This window comes from Halorubrum alkaliphilum (genome assembly GCF_017873815.1).
GTDB lineage: Archaea > Halobacteriota > Halobacteria > Halobacteriales > Haloferacaceae > Halorubrum > Halorubrum alkaliphilum.
Map to the genome: position 1 here is coordinate 179126 of NZ_JAGGKQ010000002.1, position 18305 is coordinate 197430.

General features: G+C 66.4%; 20 protein-coding genes. 8 read left to right on the plus strand and 12 right to left on the minus strand.

The features are described from left to right. Window positions 1–22: 22 nt before the first annotated feature. Window positions 23–1258, minus strand: coding sequence for a potassium channel family protein (locus J2751_RS02150; RefSeq protein ID WP_209482821.1), 1236 nt, complete (start codon window positions 1256–1258; stop codon window positions 23–25). 149 nt (window positions 1259–1407) lie between these two features. On the opposite strand from J2751_RS02150, the gene J2751_RS02155 reads away from it, so the two are divergent. Beyond that, window positions 1408–2586, plus strand: a complete 1179-nt coding sequence (locus tag J2751_RS02155; protein ID WP_209482822.1) for an NAD-binding protein — start codon at window positions 1408–1410, stop codon at window positions 2584–2586. A 12-nt stretch (window positions 2587–2598) separates the two neighbouring features. On the opposite strand, the gene J2751_RS02160 is transcribed toward J2751_RS02155, so the two are convergent. The 6 genes from J2751_RS02160 to sdhC all read right to left on the minus strand — a co-directional run bounded on the left by J2751_RS02160 (window position 2599) and on the right by sdhC (window position 7342). After that, window positions 2599–3234, minus strand: coding sequence for a uracil-DNA glycosylase (locus tag J2751_RS02160; RefSeq protein ID WP_209482823.1), 636 nt, complete (start codon window positions 3232–3234; stop codon window positions 2599–2601). A gap of 75 nt (window positions 3235–3309) precedes the next feature. Then, entirely contained in the window at window positions 3310–3537 is a 228-nt protein-coding gene (locus J2751_RS02165; protein WP_209482824.1) for a TrmB family transcriptional regulator, read from the minus strand. A 214-nt stretch (window positions 3538–3751) separates the two neighbouring features. Next, on the minus strand, window positions 3752–5581 hold the full coding sequence (locus J2751_RS02170) for an FAD-binding protein (RefSeq protein ID WP_209482825.1): 1830 nt from the start codon (window positions 5579–5581) through the stop codon (window positions 3752–3754). Between the two features lie 58 nt (window positions 5582–5639). Continuing rightward, on the minus strand, window positions 5640–6536 hold the full coding sequence (locus tag J2751_RS02175) for a succinate dehydrogenase/fumarate reductase iron-sulfur subunit (RefSeq protein WP_209482826.1): 897 nt from the start codon (window positions 6534–6536) through the stop codon (window positions 5640–5642). Window positions 6537–6540: 4 nt separating this feature from the next. Next, a complete protein-coding gene (locus J2751_RS02180) occupies window positions 6541–6915 on the minus strand; it encodes a succinate dehydrogenase (protein ID WP_209482827.1) in 375 nt (124 codons plus the stop codon). A gap of 1 nt (window position 6916) precedes the next feature. Continuing rightward, a complete protein-coding gene (gene sdhC / locus J2751_RS02185; RefSeq protein WP_209482828.1) occupies window positions 6917–7342 on the minus strand; it encodes a succinate dehydrogenase, cytochrome b556 subunit in 426 nt (141 codons plus the stop codon). A 174-nt stretch (window positions 7343–7516) separates the two neighbouring features. On the opposite strand from sdhC, the gene J2751_RS02190 reads away from it, so the two are divergent. The 5 genes from J2751_RS02190 to J2751_RS02210 all read left to right on the plus strand — a co-directional run bounded on the left by J2751_RS02190 (window position 7517) and on the right by J2751_RS02210 (window position 10930). Further along, complete coding sequence (locus tag J2751_RS02190; protein ID WP_004046659.1) at window positions 7517–7711, plus strand: cold-shock protein; 195 nt, start codon at window positions 7517–7519, stop codon at window positions 7709–7711. A 146-nt stretch (window positions 7712–7857) separates the two neighbouring features. After that, window positions 7858–8529, plus strand: coding sequence for a TetR/AcrR family transcriptional regulator (locus tag J2751_RS02195; RefSeq protein ID WP_209482829.1), 672 nt, complete (start codon window positions 7858–7860; stop codon window positions 8527–8529). A gap of 77 nt (window positions 8530–8606) precedes the next feature. Next, the gene (locus J2751_RS02200; RefSeq protein WP_209482830.1) at window positions 8607–9980 is read left to right on the plus strand and encodes an MFS transporter; all 1374 of its coding nucleotides are present in this window, start codon (window positions 8607–8609) and stop codon (window positions 9978–9980) included. A gap of 87 nt (window positions 9981–10067) precedes the next feature. After that, a complete protein-coding gene (locus J2751_RS02205) occupies window positions 10068–10544 on the plus strand; it encodes a 50S ribosomal protein L11 (RefSeq protein WP_209482831.1) in 477 nt (158 codons plus the stop codon). A gap of 95 nt (window positions 10545–10639) precedes the next feature. Beyond that, complete coding sequence (locus J2751_RS02210; protein ID WP_209482832.1) at window positions 10640–10930, plus strand: transcriptional regulator; 291 nt, start codon at window positions 10640–10642, stop codon at window positions 10928–10930. 7 nt (window positions 10931–10937) lie between these two features. Here J2751_RS02210 and J2751_RS02215 read toward each other — a convergent pair whose 3' ends face one another. Both J2751_RS02215 and J2751_RS02220 read right to left on the minus strand, forming a co-directional pair. Next, a complete protein-coding gene (locus J2751_RS02215) occupies window positions 10938–11372 on the minus strand; it encodes a universal stress protein (protein WP_209482833.1) in 435 nt (144 codons plus the stop codon). Window positions 11373–11465: 93 nt separating this feature from the next. After that, complete coding sequence (locus tag J2751_RS02220) at window positions 11466–13367, minus strand: ATP-binding protein (RefSeq protein ID WP_209482834.1); 1902 nt, start codon at window positions 13365–13367, stop codon at window positions 11466–11468. 131 nt (window positions 13368–13498) lie between these two features. Between J2751_RS02220 and J2751_RS02225 the strand changes: the two genes are divergently transcribed. After that, window positions 13499–13834, plus strand: a complete 336-nt coding sequence (locus tag J2751_RS02225) for a DUF7113 family protein (RefSeq protein WP_209482835.1) — start codon at window positions 13499–13501, stop codon at window positions 13832–13834. Between the two features lie 761 nt (window positions 13835–14595). Next, a complete protein-coding gene (locus J2751_RS02230) occupies window positions 14596–16002 on the plus strand; it encodes a M28 family metallopeptidase (RefSeq protein WP_209482836.1) in 1407 nt (468 codons plus the stop codon). 298 nt (window positions 16003–16300) lie between these two features. Here J2751_RS02230 and J2751_RS02235 read toward each other — a convergent pair whose 3' ends face one another. The 3 genes from J2751_RS02235 to J2751_RS02245 form a co-directional block, all read right to left on the minus strand. Further along, window positions 16301–17266, minus strand: a complete 966-nt coding sequence (locus J2751_RS02235; protein WP_209482837.1) for a carbohydrate kinase family protein — start codon at window positions 17264–17266, stop codon at window positions 16301–16303. Window positions 17267–17321: 55 nt separating this feature from the next. Further along, on the minus strand, window positions 17322–17540 hold the full coding sequence (locus J2751_RS02240) for a hypothetical protein (protein WP_209482838.1): 219 nt from the start codon (window positions 17538–17540) through the stop codon (window positions 17322–17324). A gap of 72 nt (window positions 17541–17612) precedes the next feature. Beyond that, a complete protein-coding gene (locus J2751_RS02245) occupies window positions 17613–18299 on the minus strand; it encodes a helix-turn-helix domain-containing protein (RefSeq protein WP_209482839.1) in 687 nt (228 codons plus the stop codon). Window positions 18300–18305: the final 6 nt, after the last annotated feature.

Genomic DNA, 18305 nt, shown 5'->3' on the forward strand with positions numbered 1-18305 from the left:
TCGCCCACGGGCGCGAGTCGGGTCACGTCGCCGCCTCCCCGAACCGCTCTATCGTCTCACGGGTTCCGACGACGAACAGTTCGTCTCCGGCAACGAGGGGTTGTGTGCCCCGCGGAGCAACCGTCCATTTGCCCTCGTGGCGCGCAGCGAGGATCGCAACATCGTACGTCTCACGGACGCTCACGTCGCCGATCGTTTTGCCGTCGAGCGGGCCACCGGCCACGACGACGACCTTGCGGAACCGCTTGCCCGCCCGCCGCAGCAGCGTCGTCAGTTCGAACTCTCGACGCGTTCCGCGGGAGAGTACGAGCACTCGTCCACGACCGGCGCGAAGGAGGGACGCCGCCTCGGAGCGCTCGACGGCGACCGTGACGCGACCCTCGCCCCCGGTCGTCGTCGCGATCGTCTTCGGGGCCGTCGGCGGTGGCGGGGTCTGCCCCCCGTCGGGTATCGGGGTGTTGGTGGGTGTCGACTCCGGTTTGGCGTCCTTCTTCTCGCCCGATTTCGCGGCCATGAGCGTCCCCTCGACCGTGACATCGGCCGTGACGACTCGGACTACGTCGCCGCGCGCGAGTCCGGTGGGAACGAGCGCCGGAACCGACACCGCCCGCTTGCCTTTCGGTACCCGCTTCGAGAGCCCCCCGGTCGGCGGCGCGGCGTTCACAGTCGCTCGCGCTTTCTCGTCGATTTTCACGCTGACGTCGGCCACCTCAAGCTCAGTTCGGAGGCGCTCCCCCAACCGACTCTCCAACTCCGATAGCGGTACATCGGCCGGGAACGTCCACTCGCCCTCCGCGATGGCTTTCCGAGTCTCTGCGGGTAGCGGAGGGTATCCCTCCATGTCGCCGACCTCGCCGACGACGGAGACCTTGACCTGTCCCCGTCCGCCGACCAACTCCACCACGTCCGTCGAGAGCGTTTGGTCACGTAGCTTCCGGAACGAGATCCGCTTTGGGACGTTGGCACCGAGCTTGTCGCCCTGTGCGTGAGCGTACAGCGAGATCATCAACACGACGATGATCGCCGTGAGGATCGCCGGTGCGCGCTCCGACGTCCGGATCGTCTCGTCGTTGAGCGCGAGCAGCCCCCCGTTGATCCCCGCGAGCGCCAACGCGAGGACGACGACCCCGAGCCCGGGAATCGTCACCCCCGTGAAGTATTTGAATATAAACCCGAGTACTCCGGCGACTAACGCGGGAACGATCCCCGTGAGGATCCCGAGATAGATCCCGAAAAGGATCTCGATCGGTAGCGACATATCTCCCACCAACGCGGGTGCGGTTAAATCAGTACTGTCGTTGGCGAGCGTTCTCGCCGAATCGTCGGGCCAGCCCGCTGCGGTCTCTGCCGGCTCACTCTCCGCCCGTTCTCGGGGATTTTAAGTACGGTCTCGGCCTCCGGGCGGACATGGAGTGGAGCCGTGAGTGGATCTCGGTTCGAGCGTCGGTCGTTCTGACGTTCGCCGTCGCCGTACTCTCCATCGTCGTCGGCCTATTACACATCAGCGGGTTCGGCGTTGAGGGGCCACTCACCCCGTACGTCCCCGATCTCGTGCTTCGAACGGTCGGGTTCACCGGAACCATCACCGGGTTTGCGATGCTCGGAAGCGGATTCGCGCTGAAACGAGGATACAGGGTCGGCTGGTTCTCGACGGCGGTTCTTCTGCCGCTCACGGCGATTCAGGGGTTGATGCAGGCGTCCGTGTTCTCCCTGCCGCTCGTCGTGCTCTCTCTCGTCTCAGTGCCCGCGTTAGTGCTCAATCGTGGACGATTCGACCGGGAGTTCTCTCCGTCCCCGACCCAACTCGCCGCGGGTGCGGCGCTCGGAACGGCGATCTCGTACGGAACGGTCGGAACGTACGCGCTCCGCGACGAGTTCGAGGGCGTCGAGACGATCGTCGACGCCTTTTATTTCACCGTGGTCACCGCTTCGACGGTCGGTTACGGCGACATCACCCCGGAGACCGGCGCAGGCTCCGACATCGCCCAGCTGTTCGTGCTCTCCTCGCTCATAATGAACGTCGCGGCGTTCGCGGTCGCGCTCGGTGTTCTCCTCACGCCCGCCATCGAGGCGCAGCTCTCCAAAGCGCTCGGAAAGATGACAGAGAAACAGTTCGACCTTCTCGACGGCCACGTCCTCGTTCTCGGATACGGGGACCTAACGGAACCGATCCTCGAAGAACTTGGCGAACGCGGTGATATCGACTTCGCGGTCATCACGACCAACGACACCGCCGCCCGGCGTCTCGACGAGCGCGGGACTCCCGTACTCACCGCCGACCCGAGCGACGTGGAACCGCTCCAGCGGGCACATATCGAGGACGCCCGAGCGGTCGTCGTCGCCACGGAGGACGACGCTCGGGACGCGCTCGCGATCCTCACCGCCAGACAGCTCAATCCGGACGTCCGGATCGTCGCGTCCGCAACCCAGCGTGAGAACGTCAACAAGCTCCGGCGAGCCGGCGCGGATCAGGTCATCTCGCCGTCAGTGCTCGGCGGCCACATCCTGATCGACTGTGCGTTCGGCGCGGATAGCGCCGACGCGACCGCGGACTCGCTGGGCGAGTCACTCGGTATCGACAAGTAGTCGGAACGGTCCCTACCGACTTCGTCGGCCCTTCGTCTGCCGGTAATCCCGACTCAACACGTTCTCACGGAGGTGATCGCGGAACGCGTCCGCCTCCGCGTCGGTCATCGTCGCCGGATCGCGCATCGGAACGAGCTCGAACCCGCGACCCCGGATCGTCGTCGCGTGTTCGGCCTCGATGTCGAAGGAATCGGGCGAGCGCGTCGTGTACGCCACGGCGAGTTCCCGGAGGACGCGTTCGCCGGCCGGCACGATGATCTGCGGGTTTATCATTCTGATCTCGGCGTTCAAGAAGGGTTCACAGGTAGCGATCTCCTCGTCGGTCGGGTCACGATCGGGATGTCGACAGCGCGTGAGGTTGGTGAAAAAGACGTTCTGGACGTCCGGCTCCGTCGCGTCCGGTTCGGATCGAACGAACCCCAACTCCGCGAAGATCGACTGGACGCGCACGCCAGCGCCCTCGCCGGTGAAGGGGATCCCGTTGCGTTCGGCGGCCGCGGTCGGGCGCTCGCCGACGACGAGGAACTCCGCACCCACGTCGCCGTAGCCGTGAACGACCCGGTCGCGGGCCGCACAGAGCTCGTCGCAGTTCTCACAGTCGGGATCCATCCCGAACGGGTTCGCGAACTCCGTCTGGTTTGCGTCCACGGACGTACTGGGACTCACGGCGACCTAAAGGCTACGGGGAGCGGGACGCAAGCGACGAGAACGAGGGTCGACCGGCTACGTCAACGTGTACGCGTCGCCGTCACGCGCGATCAGGTCCTGCTTTCGCAGCGTCTTCAGAATGCTGTACAGCGACATCTTCTTCATCCCGAGCGAGTCGCACATGTCCGAGACGCTCGCCGAACCGTTCGTCGTCAGGTATAGGTACACCAGCTTCGCCCGGGGAGACTGCAGCTCCGGCGGGAGTGCGGGAGCCGCCGTGTGTGCCGTCTCTGTCTCTAACATCTTACTCGGTACAACGTGTTCGACGATAATAAACCCCCATTTCAACGATCGTCGAAACAGCACGAAGCGAGAGAATACGCGGGCATCGAGACGTGTGACCCTCGTCTGGTCCGTCGTCCATGCCGCCCGGCACCACTCCTCCGGACGGATCCGACGACGGATTTCGACCGTCGACGGATACGAGACCGTGATCGATCCGGATCGATCGAAGGGGTCAGTAGGACCTGACCTTCGGCTCGTACGTTTTGTTCTCGCCCTCGAGGATCGCCGGCTTGTACCAGAGTTCGGGCTCCCCGTCGTTCCACGACACCAGCGTGTGTTTCAACCAGTTCTCGTCGTCGCGCTCCTGACGCTCCTTACGCCAGTGTGCGCCGCGGAACTCGCGACGGGCGAGCGCACCCATCGTCAGCGCCTCCGCGATGTCGAGGACGTTCCGCGTCTCGATCGTGTGGATGAGGTCCGTGTTGAACGTCCGCGAGGGATCCGAAACCGCGACGTCCTTGTACGACTCGCGCGCCTCTCGCAGGTCACCGAGCGTCTCCTTCAGTCCCGGCTCCTCCCGGAACACGTTGACGTTGCCGGTCATCGTCTTCTGGACCTTCGAGCGGATCTCCGCGTGGTTGCGCCCTTTCCGCGAGAGCAGTTCCTCGACGAACTCGCGTGCGCGCTCGACTTCGGCGTCGAGCACGCTCTCCGCGTCGGTCGCCACCGCTCCGCCGTCGGCGGCCGCGGGCTCCCGACTGCCCGTCTCGCCGACCTCGACCTCGAACTCGTAGTCGGCGGGCTCCCACTCGCCGGACTTCCCGGTCGGGATCTCCGCCTCGCCCATCTCCTTGCCGGCCGCGTGGTGGCCGGCGCGCTTGCCGAAGACGATGAGTTCGGGCAGGGCATTGCCGCCGAGACGGTTCGCGCCGTGGACCGACGCACAGGCGCACTCGCCGGCCGCGTACAGTCCATCGACGACCGTCTCGCCGTGCTCGTTCGTCTCGATGCCACCCATCGCGTAGTGCTGCCCGGGCTTGACCGGCATCGGCTCCGTGAGCCCGTCGGCTCCTTCGAAATCCTCCGCGAGATGGAGGATGTTCTCCAGCCGATCGAGGATCCGATCTTCGCCCAGATGGCGCATGTCGAGATGGACGTACTCGTCCTCGATGCCGCGCCCCTCGTTGACCTCGGTCAACTCGGCACGAGAGACGACGTCACGGGAGGCGAGCTCGCCGTCGTTGTTCGCGTAGCCGTGCTCGAACATGAACCGTTCCCCCTCGTCGTTGTAGAGGATTCCACCCTCACCGCGGACGCCCTCGGAGATGAGCACCCCGGTCGACGGCAGCGTCGTCGGATGGAACTGGATAAACTCCATGTCCTCCATCGGGACGCCCGCTCGGTACGCCATCGCGACGCCGTCGCCGGTGTTTGCGACCGCGTTGGTGGTGTGATCGAACACCTGTCCCATACCGCCGGTCGCGAGGATGACGCCGCCGCTCGCGCGGAAGCCGCTGATCTCCCCGCTCTGGATGTCGTAGGCGACGACGCCGTGGCAGGTCCGATCGGCCGGATCCTCCTCGTCGGTGACCGCGAGATCCATCACGTGCCACTCGTCGTAAACGGTGATCCCGCGTTTGACAACCTGCTCGTACATCGTGTGGAGCATCTGGTGGCCCGTCTCCGCGCCCGCGTACGTCGTCCGCGGGAACGACAGTCCGCCGAACGGTCGCTGGGAGACGCGGCCGTCCTCCTCGCGGGAGAACGGCATGCCCCAGTGTTCGAGCTGGATGACCTCCTCCGGGCTCTCCTGACAGAGCGCCTCCACGGCGGGCGCGTCCGCGAGGTAGTCCGACCCCTTCATCGTGTCGTAGGCGTGGTCCTGCCAGGAGTCCGCGTCCCGCAGCGCCGCGTTTATTCCTCCCTCCGCCGCGCCGGTGTGTGACCGGACCGGATGGAGTTTCGAGACGATCGCCACGTCGGCTCCCTCCTCTTGTGCCGCTATCGCCGCGCGGAGGCCTGCCCCGCCCGCGCCGACAACGACGACGTCGTGTTCGTACATGGTTTGTGTGATATGATCGACCGTTGGTGGTGGAGTGACTTAGGGGTGTCTCCCGGAGTCACCAGAACTTCAGGTTGTTCTTCACGGCTTCGCGTTTCAGCTCCTGGATGTGCTCGGTGAGGGGGATGTCCTTCGGGCACACTTCCGTACAGGAGAACTGGGTCTGACACCGCCAGACGCCGTGTTCCTGCTCGATTATCTCGAGTCGCTTCTGCTTGACGTCCTCGCCCTCGCGCTCGTCCATGGCAAACCGGTACGCCTTGTTGATCGCGGCGGGGCCGAGGTACTCGTTGTCGCCGGCGGCGATGTTACACGACGACATACAGGCACCACACCAGATACACCGGGTGGACATCTTCACCTTCTCGCGGTTCTCCCGGCTCTGTCGCTGCTCCTCCAACTCACCGTCCGGAACGTCGTTCGTCTGGAAGTACGGCTCGACCGCTTCCATCTGGTCGTAGAAGTGCTCCATATCGACGACCAGATCTTTCGTGACCTCAGCGTGTGGAAGCGGTTCGATCCGCACCGGCTCGTCGAGCTCCGAGATCTGCGTCTTACACGCGAGCTTCTGACCGCCGTTGACGAACATCGCGTCCGAGCCGCAGATCGCCTGTCGACAGGAGTGGCGGAAGGTGAGAGAGGAGTCGTAGGTGTCCCGAGCGTACATCAGCGCGTCGAGGACGGTCATCCCCTTCTCGAAGGGGACGTGGAACGTGTCGAACCGCGGCTCCTGTTTCCCCTCGACGTCGGGGTCGTAGCGGAACACGCGCAACTCGATCGTGTGCTCGTCGGCGGCCGCCTTCTCGGCCTCCTCGGCCTGACGCTGGCGACGCTTCTCGTCCGCGCGCCGACGCTTCTCGGCCCGGCGTTCGTCTCCCTTCGAAGGAGTCTCCGCTTCGGTTTCGGCCTCGGTCTCCTCGGCTTTCTCGGTCTGTTTCGGTATTTGTGTGCTCATTTTTTTAAAACAGCGGGAACCCGCCGGCCCACGCGTTCGCGGTCCGGACTCCCTGGACGATCAACAGGGCGCTTGCCGCGATCAGCGTCCACTTGATGACGGTTCGTTTGGTGCCGCTCAGTCCTTGATTCACCAACGCGTTGTACACGCCGTTGACGCCGTGGAACGTCGCCGTGAAGAGGAACAACACCATCAGCGAGTAGTAGCTCAGCGTCTCCATTCGGGCGGAGCTCGCGAGGAACGACACCTCGTCGGCGTGATTGACGAAGTGTAACAGGAAGAAGTGGAACGCGAGCACGACGAGCAGGAACACGGCCGTGACTCGCTGAAGGAACCACATCGTGCCGCCCTGCTGGAAGGAGGAGTAGCGCTCCGCCATCTCAGAAGGCCCCCGCGATGAACGTCGGCACCGACGCGACCGTGATGGCCCCCGTCAGGATCAACGACGCATAGAAGCTCTTGTCCTGTGACTCCAGTCCGATCCCCAGATCGACCAGCAACAGGCGAGTCCCGTTGAGCATGTGGAAGACGGCCACTGCCAGCAGCCCGACCTCGAGGACGCGCACGAGGAGGAGTTCCTCGAGCGTGACGATCGTTTGCGTGTAGATGTCGGCTTCCGCAGCCAACACCGCCTGCTCGGCACCTGCGGCCGGAATGGCGGTACTCAACACGGCGATGTGGGTGAACAGATAGCCGATAAGCACCCACCCGGTGAACTTGTGGAAGATCCAGGCCCACATCCCCGCCTCGAACTCCCGCCAACGGCTGAAGTCCTCGATGAGGCCCCGATTGTACGACTGACTCATACGAATGGCTCCGTACTGGGGTCGTATAGTAGTTACTACCACGGCCGCTCGGCCCGGCTCCGATCCGCGGGCCTCAGGCGACGTGGCGGACCGCCCGCGAATCGTGTCACGTCCTGTCCCACGAGGGTCGCTCGCGGAAGCCTTTTATGCGGTCCGCCCACCTGTTCAGGTGCAATGGCGAAAGGCGAAGTTGACTTCTTCAACGACACTGGCGGCTACGGATTCATCGAGACTGACGACGCGGACGAGGACGTGTTCTTCCACATGGAGGACGTCGGCGGCCCGGACCTGGAAGAGGGTCAGGAAGTCGAGTTCGACATCGAAGAGGCGGACAAGGGTCCGCGCGCAACGAACGTTACCCGTCTGTAACCGCTTCAGACGTTCCACAGGTGTATCGGCTTTCCGACTGCTTCCATCCTTACGAGCGGCATCGCTGACCTATTTCGGCTCAACGTGAGCCAGACGTGTTCTCCGACCAATAGGGATTTATCCATGGCTGACTGACCGGTCAGTTAATGAGTGATCAGCCGAGCGCGGCCGATGAGATCATGGACGGGGTCTATCACGCGCTCCGCGCTCACGGCTACGCCGATCTGACGATGCAGGACATCGCCGACGAGTGCTCGAAGAGCAAGTCGCTGTTACACTACCACTACGATACGAAGGAGGACTTGCTCGTCGCCTTTCTCGAACACATTATCACCGACTCCGCGGAGCGGATCGAGGCGCACGCCGACGACCCCGCGACGGATCGGCTCGTGGCCTTTATTGGATGGTTCGTCTTCGATGCCGACGCGGTCGACCGCGAGGCGTTCCACATCGCCCTCCTCGAACTCCGGACGCAGGGACCGTTTAACGACCGTATCCGCGAGCAGTTGGACCGAAGCGATCGGGTCCTCCGTGGGACGGTCGCGGGGATCCTCGAATCCGGCATCGAAGAGGGCGTCTTTCGCGAGGTCGACGTCGAGGAGACGGCCGCCCTCCTCGTCGCGACGTTGGACGGTGCCCGGACCCGTCAGATCACCCTCAGCGGAACGGCCGACGACGGCGTCGACCCGACCTACACACGACGAGTCGCGGAGGCGTCGCTTACACGCGTTATCGACCCGATCCTCGCCGAGGGCGTGGAGCTCCCGCCGCTCGCCGACGGGATCGGCGAGTTGACCCGCGAGACGGGGGAGGAATGAGCGGGTCCCCGCACCGGCGGACGAACTCGATCCCACCGGGTCGGTGCGCGCGCCCACGATGAGGGGGTGCCGCTGAGATGGGGTGGCTCGGGTTCGATCGGCCGCCGACCGTCATTCTGGCGGTCATCGCGAGCACGTTCTTCGTCGGGTTCGGCGGCGGCGTCGTCTTCCCGATCCTCCCGAACCTCGGGGCGGTGTTGGGTATCTCGGCGTTCATGGTCGGCGTCATTCTCTCCGCGAACCGGTGGGTTCGACTCGTGGCGAACGCGCCCGCGGGAGCATTCGTCGACCGCTACGGGGCCCGAAAGCCGTTCGTTTACGGGCTTCTCATAGAGGGGATCGCCACCTTCGGGTACGTGATCGCGCTCGTTATGCCGCCCGTGGAGTCGCTCCGATGGGTCGCCGAGGCGCTGCCCGCGTTCTCGATCGGCTCGGTGACCGTCGGGGTCGAAGGGTGGCTCCTTCCGATCGGATTCCTCGTCGCGCCCGAGACGTGGTTCGTCCTCGCGCGCGTCCTCTGGGGGCTCGGCTCGGCGGCGGTGTTCGCCACGGCCTACACCATCGCCGCGGACGTCTCCGACAGCGGCGACAGGGGGACGAACATGGGCGTCGTCCGTGGCGGGATCACGATGGGCTTTCCCGCCGGATTGGTGCTTGGGGGGATCGTCTCCTCGCTTGCGGGCAACGCCGCGGCGTTCATCGTTGCGGCCGGATTCGCGCTGTTCGCGAGCCTCGTCGCCTACCGGCTCGTTCCCGAGACGCACGTGACGACCGCCGAGGAGAAGTCCTCGGTCAAGCCGTGGGACGTGGACACGTCGGTGCCGGCGGTGACGGTGGGGCTCGTCAACTTCGGGCTGATGTTCGCGTACATCGGCGCGCTGTTCGCCACGCTCGTGTTGTTCCTCGGCGCGAACGACATCTCGCTGTTCGGGCTCGACGAACAGGGTACCTCCGGCGTGTTTATGGCCGGAACCGTGATCTCTGCTTCCGTGTTCATGCTGGCCGGCGGACGAATCTCCGACACGCGCGAGTCCCGGACGCCGATCCTGATCACGTTTCTCGTCGTCTCGTTTTTCGGGTTCCTCCTGCTCGCACGGGCGGGGTCGACGCTCGATCTAGCGCTCGCGTGCGTCTTCATCGGCGCGGGACAGGGCGGAACCAGCGGTCCGATGATGGCGCTTTTAGCCGATCTCACTCCGGACGATCGGATGGGACGGGCATCAGGGACGAACAACGTGCTCGGCGACGTCGGCGGCGGGCTCGGACCGATGGTCTCGCTTCCGCTGATCGAGACGATCGGGTTCGCGCCAATATACGCGGCGTGTGCGGCGATCCCGCTGATCGCCGGCGGGATCCTCCTGATCGGCGTGCGCCGCGAGACGGGGTCGTTCATGCCCGGGCGCGTCGAGAGCGACGTCGCGGCCGCCGAGCCGCCGACCCCGGACGCGTGAGTCGGTCACGGACCGGCGTGTGCGAACCGCTCGCGCCCCGTGGACGAAAAAACAACCGTTAAAAGTCGCGGCCGGGTTCCTATGGACATGGCTGGAACCATCGAAGCGCTCGTCCCCGGCGGGCAGGCCAACCCCGGTCCGCCGCTCGGCCCGGAGCTCGGCCCGACGCCGGTGGACGTACAGGATGTCGTGACCCGGATCAACGAGGAGACCGCCGCCTTCGACGGGATGGAAGTCCCCGTCACCGTCGAGTACGACGACGACGGCTCCTTCACGATCGAGGTCGGCGTCCCGCCGACGGCGGAACTGATCAAGGACGAGGCCGGCTTCGAGACCGGCTCCGGCGAGCCCCAGTCGGACTTCGTCGCCGACATGTCCATCGAACAGGTGAAGACGGTCGCCGAGCAGAAGTCGAGCGACCTGCTCTCGTACGACACGAAGAACGCCGCCAAGGAGGTCGGCGGCACCTGCGCCTCCCTCGGCGTCACCATCGAGGGCGAGGACGCCCGGACGTTCGACGACCGCGTCGACGCCGGCGACTACGACGACGTTCTCGAAGCGTAACACGACGAGACGGCCTACGGAGCGGACTGGCCGCTTCCGGACCGTTCCTCGACACACTCGCGGCGTTTTTACACGACACGCACGGAAGAGCGGATATGTCCGATCTACATCCGATCGCCAAACGGATCCACAACGTTCAGCCGCGACCGGTCCGACTCGAACTCGACTCGGGTGACGCCGGCGTCTTCGAGTTCTCCTCGACCGAGTTCTTCCAACGCGAGTTCCGTGGGGAGGGGGTCCGCGTCGACGACGACCCCGACGCCGCGTTCCGGCTGATAACCTCCGACGACTACGAGCGGGTGCTGCTCGGTCGGTCCGGTCCGGACGAGGAGGGCTGGTCGATGCTCGGGCACGTCGTCGCCGCTGAGGCAGCGAACGAGGAGTAGCCCGGAATCACCGAACGACGGTCACCGGGACCTCGGCACGCCGGACGACGCCCTCGGCGACACTCCCGAGAAGTACCCGCGAGAGGCCGGTTCGGCCACGACTCGCGAGCACGACGTGGTCGAACCCCTCCGCGTCGTCCGCCTCCCCGTTGGCGACTTCGAGGATGGTCGCCGTGGGGCGTCCGACCGCGGTCCGGGTCTCGATCGGGCGGTCGACTCGGCCGGCGGCCTCCGAGAGGATCCGCTCCCCGCGCCGAGTCGCGTTCTCGTACCACTGGTCTATCGCTCCCGGAAAGCCGCCCTCCGCGCCAGTCGTCGAGTCCGCCGGGTTGATCACGTAGAGGGCCGTCATCGCCGCGTCGGGCCACTCCTCGGCCGCGAACTCCAGTGCCTCCGCCGCCGCGTCTGAGCCGTCGACCGCCACGAGGATCCGTTTGGTCATGGCCGCCGGTTCTCCGGGGCGTCCCAAAAGTCCGTCGTCGGTCACTCCGGGGCGTCCCAAAAGTCCGTCGTCGGTCACTCCGGGCTCCCGTCGTCAGTCCCCGTGTCGCGTCACGCAGGTCGGTAGCCCGATCAACTCGACCGGCTCGGAGTTGTCCGGCGAGTAGACGACCATTTGTCCCTTCTCCATGTATGGCACCTTGCCGGCGAGGTTCGACGGGATGTTCACGCTCTTGATCGCGTCCTCGTCGCCGAGGTTCAAGACGACCTTCGTGTTCACCTGTTTGAACACCGACTCGGCGACGTCTTGCGGGTCCTGCGTGATCAGAAAGAGGCCCAGTCGCTCCTTGCGGCCCTGTTTGGCCGCCTCGGTGAACGTGTCGACGACCTTTCGCGCCTGGACGTTGTCGGCGTCGGCGAGGAAGTTGTGCGCCTCGTCCATCCCGATCAGAAGCGGCGTCTCCTTGACCCGGTCGCTTCGGGGGTCGTTCGAGAGCTTGTCCCCGACGAGCATCGTCGACACCGCGAGCACGACGATCTCCTTCTGTCTGGACGAGGGGAGGTGATAGGTGGGGACCACCGAGAGCCCGCCCGGCCGGACGAGCGTGTGGTCCAACTCGGTGATCGGCGTCGCGTCGCCGTCGAACACGCCGCCGGGAACGCCGCGAACCCGACGCTTAACGGCGTCGAACGTCGCCTCGTGGACTCGTCCCGACTCGTCCAGCTCCTCTTTGAGCGCCGGATCGTCGAGATACGAGAGGAACTGTCGGTACGTTCCGGAGCTCCCGTAGTCGCCGAAGAACCGGTTGAGGAGGGTTAAAAGTCCGGAGTACTGGTTGTCGTTCAGCCCCGACCCGGCGATGAGCCACGGCATGTCGTACTCGTTGACCATCGAGAAGGGGATGGTGAACTCCATCCGCTCGGCGCGGTGGCCCTCGCCGGGATAGGTCGCGCCGTCCGATTCCGGAACCAGAGCGACCGTGTCGTCGTGGCCGCCGTGGGCGATCCCCTCCCGGTCCAGCTTCCGGGCGAACCCGTCGTCCATCTCGGGGTTGTCGTCGTGCATCTGGGCGTACTCGTCTTGCGGATCGAACTGGACGACCGCCATGCGGGCCTCCCGCCCGTCGTCCATTGGGTAGGTCCGGTCAGCGTCGAGGTACTGTCGAAGGACGTTCTTCGAGGCGTGGGTCTTCCCGGAGCCGGTCCCGCCAGCGACGAGGGTGTGTCGGAACGCGAGCGGGTCGCCGTCGCCGTAGTCGTCCTTGATCCGATAGTCGACGGTCGGCGGCGTCGCGGCGGTCCGAACCGTCTCGCCACCGACCGAGAGATGGCCGAGAAAGACGCCCTCCTCGGGTATCTTGAGGCCGGTCTTGATCTCCGCGTCGTCCGCGGCCTCCTCGACGACCGCGCCCGGCTTCGGCACGCGGTCGGTCATCCGGCGGCTCATCCCATCGGCGTCGTCGTAGACGACGGACATCGGATCCAACTCGGCCATGAACTTGTAGTCGCGCTCGGTGAAGTCGTCCCGGCGCATCTGCCGGCGGGCGTGGATCTCGGTCGCGTCGTCCGACTGGAACTCTTGGGCGTACTCTAACGCCGTGATCCGACAGAACAGTCGCTCGCCGTCGGGATACGGCACGACGAGATACTTGCCGATCCTGACGGCCTCGCGGTTGCCCGTCGTGACGAACGCCTTGACGGCCGTCTCATCGGCCTCCTCCGCGACGCGAAGCCCCTGTGAGACGGAGACGACGCCCAGCCCCGCGTCCTCGCCCGCGGGCTCGACGTCGTAGGCGGCGAACTCGTCCGCGTCGCGGTCGCTGTTGCTGTTACGGTCGCCGTCGCGGTCCGCAGTGGAGTCGTCGCCGTCGCTCTCGACGACGGACCCGCCGTCCGCGGATCCGTCGATCGCCCCCGCGTCGCCGGTCGCCCCCGTGTCGCCGGCCGCCTCCGCGTCGTCGTCGCCAGTGAACTCCGTGAAGTCCTCCAAGGTCATGTTCGAGCCACCGGGCCCCACGCCGAAATCGTTTTCCCACACCCGTAGCCGACACTATCCCCGGCGTGAACGCCGGGAAGGACGTCATCGTCCCACGGTCGCCTTTTCAGTGTCCGACCCGTATCGGTCATATGATACTCGTTCGCGGCAGCGGCGGCGGGACCGACCTCACCGGAACGGTGTTCGAGCGCGGGGAGGAGCCGCCGGTTTATAAGGGCGCGCCGAACGAGGACGCGCCGTACGTCTGGGTGTGCGACTCCTTTTATCAGGTCGAGAGCGGTGGGTCGGCGCTCGTCGTCGACGGAGAGGAGATCCGCGTCGCCTTCGAGGAACCGTCGCCGCGCGGGTTCGACACCCGAGACGGGGCAGTCGAGGCGGCCAAGGAGCACGTCCGGACCCAGTTCGCACGGATCGGCGTCGACCCGGACTCCGTCGAGATCGAGGTCACGAAGGCGGACCCGGCCTAATAAGCTATCGCCGTTCTTGAGAAATGGTCGTTAGTGAGTATATAAATAGTCGAGCGCGGACTGGCGGTAATCACCGCCAAGTTCCCAGCTGCTTATTTATAAACGGTTGACCGCGGATCGACGGTGAAGACCTCCAAAGCCCCAGCCGTGCGGGCGGCGTACGCTCGCTGTCGTCCGAAAATCGAAGACTTCCGGCGATGTCGTCAGAACGCGGCGCGTTCTGACTGCTAGCCGGAAGTCAAAGACTTCCGGCGATGGCGAGAGAGCTCCGCTCTCTCGAACCACGCTCCTCACTCGGTCGCAGGCTCCCTCGTTGCGGTGTCGCCGGCGGCTCCGCCGCCGGCTGCCCGTGGCACTCCGCGCCTCGGGCAGCCGGACGTAGTCCGGCGACTGCCCCTTTGAGTCCCACCCACACAGCAACCGCACCTCAGGCCTCCCCAGCCTCGTCAGGGGCGGTCGCCGAGCGGTTCCGGCGACCGCCCCTGACTCCAGCGAGAATCGAAGATTCTCTGGCAGCCGGCGCGGAGCGCCGGCGACCTCGCGCGCGTTTCTCGCGCGCGCCACCGCGGACTGGTGGGGTATCGTGAGCCCTCGTTCCCGACTACCAACTGCGTCCGGCACCGTTCGCTTATACTGGGCCGTCTCCCCTTCTGCGTATAAACACCCGATCGTGGCGTGTCGACCGCGACGTGACCGGATCGGGATCGACGGCACGCTTCCGGTTTCCACAACCCCTTTTATTTTCGCCTCAAGGCTCGGGTATGGTCGAGCTACCGGATCGCGTCGTCGGCGACGCACGCACGAGCGACTTCGGATGGGCGCTGTTGACCGACCTGACCGACATCGGCAACCGGATGGCCGGATCGGCCGGGGAGCGACGCGGGGCGGAGCGCGTCGTCGACGCGTACGAGGCGGCGGGGCTGCGGAACGCCGGCCTCGTCGAGTTCGAGATCCCGGGGTGGTGGCGCGGCGACTCCGCGCTCTCGGTGTCCGGGCCGGTCGAGCGCCGGCACGACGGCAGCCACGAGACGGTCGCGCTGCCGGGCACGCCCGCGGGCGACGTGACGGCCCCGCTCGTCGACGTCGGCGACGGCACCTACGAGGAATTCGAGGCCGCGGGCGACGAGTTGGAGGGAGCGATCGCGATGGCCTCCTCGCGGACGCCCGACTCGCACGATCGGTGGCTCCACCGCATGGAGAAGTACGTCAACGCGGCCGAACACGGCGCGGTCGGCTTCGTCTTCCGGAACCACATCGAGGGGTCGCTCCCGCCGACCGGCGAGATCGGTTACCACAACCGCCCCGGTCCGATCCCCGCTGTCGGCGTGAGCAAGGAGGTCGGCGAGCGCCTCGCCCGGCTCGCGGCGAAGACGGACGGGGAAGCCGAGCGGGGTGCGGGGGACGGGTCCCGACCCGAGATCACGATCGAGGTCGACTGCCGGAACGAGCCGACGACCTCGGTGAACGCGGTGGCGGACGTCGGCCCGGACACCGACGAAGCCGTCCTGCTCACCGCCCACGTCGACGCCCACGACGTGAGCGACGGCGCGAACGACAACGGCGCGGGCTCCGCGCTCGTCGCCGAGGTCGGTCGGCTCCTCGGCACCGTCGAGGACGACCTCGACACTCGGGTCCGACTGGTCACCTTCGGCTCCGAGGAGATCGGGCTGTGGGGCGCGTATCACACCGCGGAGACGACGCCGAAGGAGGAGATCGAGTGCGTGGTCAACCTCGACGGGGCCTGCTCCTCGCGCGATCTCCGCGTCGGAACCAACGGCTTCGAGGGGATGGCGGAGACGTTCGAGGCGGTCGCCGACGCGTTCGCGACCCCGATCTCGACCGGCGAGACGATCTCGCCGCACGGCGACCAGTGGGCGTTCGTTCAGGAGGGGATCCCCGCGGTGATGGCGTCGACGAGTTCGGACGGGTCGGGCCGGGGCTGGGGCCACACCCACGCGGACACCCTCGACAAGCTCGACCCCCGTGACCTCCGTGAGGTGGCGACGCTGGTCGCCGAGGCGACCTACCGGTTCGCGACGGACGGAACGAAGGGAACGGAGCGACCGACCGTCGAGCATCGCTCGCGCGAGTCGATCCGCGACGCGATCGACGAGAGATACGAACGAGAGCTCAAAACCGGTGGTCGGTGGCCCTACGGGAACGACTAGCGCGTTGAGACCCGACGACTGGCGCGTCGAGAGTCGGAATAACGGAACGGTAGGGATCGACGCTCATCGGGAGCAGCGGCCCGGGAAGCGCCGATCGCGTGTATTCGGGCAGTCCGGTTCGGTCCCGGGTGGGGTCACGCGTCGTGTCGCGGCAACGCGATCGGAACCGAGATCGCTTGCCCTGAAAGTCGTTCAACGATCGTAGTATAAGTATTTTGTTCTCGCTCTTGCCTGTCGGGAATCGTCTCCGATCGGCCCGGTCGTCGACCTCGACGGCGTGTTCAGTCCCGAAGTGTGCTCAGTCACGGAGCGTCTCTACGTCCGTCCGCGTCGGAAGCGCGCTCATCGCGCCCGCCTCGGTGGTCGACAGCGCCGCCACCGCGTTCGCGAAACCGAGCGCGTCGCGGAGGGGCTCGCCGCCCGCCAGCGACCAGATCGCGCCCGCAGTGAAGGCGTCGCCCGCGCCGGTCGTGTCGGCCGCCTCGACGTCGTATCCGCCGTGTTCGACGACGAGCGCCGTATCGGTCGGGTTCCACGGGGCCTCCGGGGTCGACCGGGCGAGCGCGCCGTCGGAACCGCGGGTGACCAAGGCGGTGTGAGGGCCCTGCTCGCAGATCGAGCCGGCCAGTCCGGCAGCGTCGCGGTCGTCTCCGTCGAGGACTCCCGTTTCGAGGAGATCCTCCGCGGTCGCCTTGACTACGTCGACGAGGCCGAGCGCCCGCCGACAGTGCTCGACGAACTCGCCCTCGTCGAACAGTTCGGGGCGGGCGTTGGGGTCGAACGAGACGGTTGCTCCCGCCTTCCCGGCTCGCTCCAACAGATCCAGCGTCGCCGTCCGGCTCGGGTCGTCCGCGAGCGTCACCCCGCCGCCGTGAACCCACTCGACCCCCGCGATCGTTTCGTCGGCGATGTCGTCGGCTCGCATCCGCGTATCCGCGGTCCCGTTCCGGTGGAAACTGAACGACCGCTCGGCGTCGGGGTCGAGGCTCACGAACGCCAGCGTCGTGGCCGCGTCCGGGTCCCGCTCGATCAGGTCGGGTCGGACTCCGTTCTCCGAGAGCGTGTTCGCCAGATGGTCGCCGAACGGGTCCGTCGAGAGACGAGTCCGGAACAGCGGCGGCTCGCCGAGACGTGCGAGTCCGACCGCGACGTTCGCGGGCGCGCCACCCGCGCGTCGGTGGAAGGTTTCGGTATCGCCGAGCGAGCGCTCGCCCTCCGGGATGAAGTCGATGAGCGCCTCTCCGACCACGAGGACATCGGTCATGAGGGTATCTCCGTCGGAACCCACAAAGACGGTTCGGGTCCGCCCGCCGGGATCGCTACTCGACGACGTCGTTTCCGACCTCGTCGCCCGACTCCTCGCCGTCACACACTCCGAGGGGGAGGTCGATCGAGTCCGGAGCGTCTGGGTCGTGTCCCTGATACACGTCCTCGATCAGTCGCGCGACGAGGACGTCGGGGGACAGACCGCGTGCGGCCGCGAGCGCCTCGAGCCGTTCGTACTGCTCGGCCGGGATCGATACCGGAACGTCGTTCATACGCTGGCTGCGAGGCGGAGCTACAAAAACGTTCTCGCGCTGAAACGAGAACGAACGGGGAGTCGGGTCCGCTCAGACCTCGAGACGGTCGACGATCCCGTTCATCACGGTCGACTCCGCTCGCGAGAGATGCTCCCAGACCGTCGTCGATGCGAGCCCGATCTCCTCGGCGACGGCCTCGATCCCGACGTTCCCCCCATGGTCGTAGTAGCCCATCGCGACCGCGGTCGCGAGGACCTCACGCTGGCGCGGCGTGAGGTCCTCCAGGAACCGCGCGGACGACAGCCGCGGCGGGCGCTCGATGCTCTCCAACTCGACGTTGCGGGCGAGTGCGACGTCGTTGCCGCCGCGTTCGAGCCCGTCGATGACCGCCGAGAGGTCGTCGTCCGCCCGGACGTACACCGTCCAGCGCTCGACCCCGGCGGAGATGGTCGTCCCCGTCCGGTAGTGGACTCCCATCCCGGAGAGTCGGTCGCCGATCCCCTCCCACTCGCCGGCGTCGATGTCGATCGCGACGTAGAGGTGATCCCGAGTCACCGGCGAGAGCGGCTCGGCCCGGATCACCGCGTCGGCCTCGCGAAACGCGTCGAGAAACCCCTGTATCGACTCCGTCGGGCCCCGAAGCTCGACGATCCGTCTCCGTTCGTCGTCGCGGCCGGTCATCGACGAGACCGACCGCATCGTCACGTCGGGAAACCGGGCGCTGGCCGCACACTCCGGTCCGTCGCGATGTCGGATCCGGAACGTTACCTCTCGCATGCGCTT

Bases quoted from the DNA above. Each gene is read 5' to 3' on its own strand.
- J2751_RS02150 (WP_209482821.1), bottom strand. From the start codon at position 1,258: ATGTCGCTACCGATCGAGATCCTTTTCGGGATCTATCTCGGGATCCTC.
- J2751_RS02155 (WP_209482822.1), top strand. From the start codon at position 1,408: ATGGAGTGGAGCCGTGAGTGGATCTCGGTTCGAGCGTCGGTCGTTCTG.
- J2751_RS02165 (WP_209482824.1), bottom strand. From the start codon at position 3,537: ATGTTAGAGACAGAGACGGCACACACGGCGGCTCCCGCACTCCCGCCG.
- J2751_RS02170 (WP_209482825.1), bottom strand. From the start codon at position 5,581: ATGTACGAACACGACGTCGTCGTTGTCGGCGCGGGCGGGGCAGGCCTC.
- J2751_RS02175 (WP_209482826.1), bottom strand. From the start codon at position 6,536: ATGAGCACACAAATACCGAAACAGACCGAGAAAGCCGAGGAGACCGAG.
- J2751_RS02180 (WP_209482827.1), bottom strand. From the start codon at position 6,915: ATGGCGGAGCGCTACTCCTCCTTCCAGCAGGGCGGCACGATGTGGTTC.
- sdhC (WP_209482828.1), bottom strand. From the start codon at position 7,342: ATGAGTCAGTCGTACAATCGGGGCCTCATCGAGGACTTCAGCCGTTGG.
- J2751_RS02190 (WP_004046659.1), top strand. From the start codon at position 7,517: ATGGCGAAAGGCGAAGTTGACTTCTTCAACGACACTGGCGGCTACGGA.
- J2751_RS02195 (WP_209482829.1), top strand. From the start codon at position 7,858: ATGAGTGATCAGCCGAGCGCGGCCGATGAGATCATGGACGGGGTCTAT.
- J2751_RS02200 (WP_209482830.1), top strand. From the start codon at position 8,607: ATGGGGTGGCTCGGGTTCGATCGGCCGCCGACCGTCATTCTGGCGGTC.
- J2751_RS02205 (WP_209482831.1), top strand. From the start codon at position 10,068: ATGGCTGGAACCATCGAAGCGCTCGTCCCCGGCGGGCAGGCCAACCCC.
- J2751_RS02210 (WP_209482832.1), top strand. From the start codon at position 10,640: ATGTCCGATCTACATCCGATCGCCAAACGGATCCACAACGTTCAGCCG.
- J2751_RS02215 (WP_209482833.1), bottom strand. From the start codon at position 11,372: ATGACCAAACGGATCCTCGTGGCGGTCGACGGCTCAGACGCGGCGGCG.
- J2751_RS02220 (WP_209482834.1), bottom strand. From the start codon at position 13,367: ATGACCTTGGAGGACTTCACGGAGTTCACTGGCGACGACGACGCGGAG.
- J2751_RS02225 (WP_209482835.1), top strand. From the start codon at position 13,499: ATGATACTCGTTCGCGGCAGCGGCGGCGGGACCGACCTCACCGGAACG.
- J2751_RS02230 (WP_209482836.1), top strand. From the start codon at position 14,596: ATGGTCGAGCTACCGGATCGCGTCGTCGGCGACGCACGCACGAGCGAC.
- J2751_RS02235 (WP_209482837.1), bottom strand. From the start codon at position 17,266: ATGACCGATGTCCTCGTGGTCGGAGAGGCGCTCATCGACTTCATCCCG.
- J2751_RS02240 (WP_209482838.1), bottom strand. From the start codon at position 17,540: ATGAACGACGTTCCGGTATCGATCCCGGCCGAGCAGTACGAACGGCTC.
- J2751_RS02245 (WP_209482839.1), bottom strand. From the start codon at position 18,299: ATGCGAGAGGTAACGTTCCGGATCCGACATCGCGACGGACCGGAGTGT.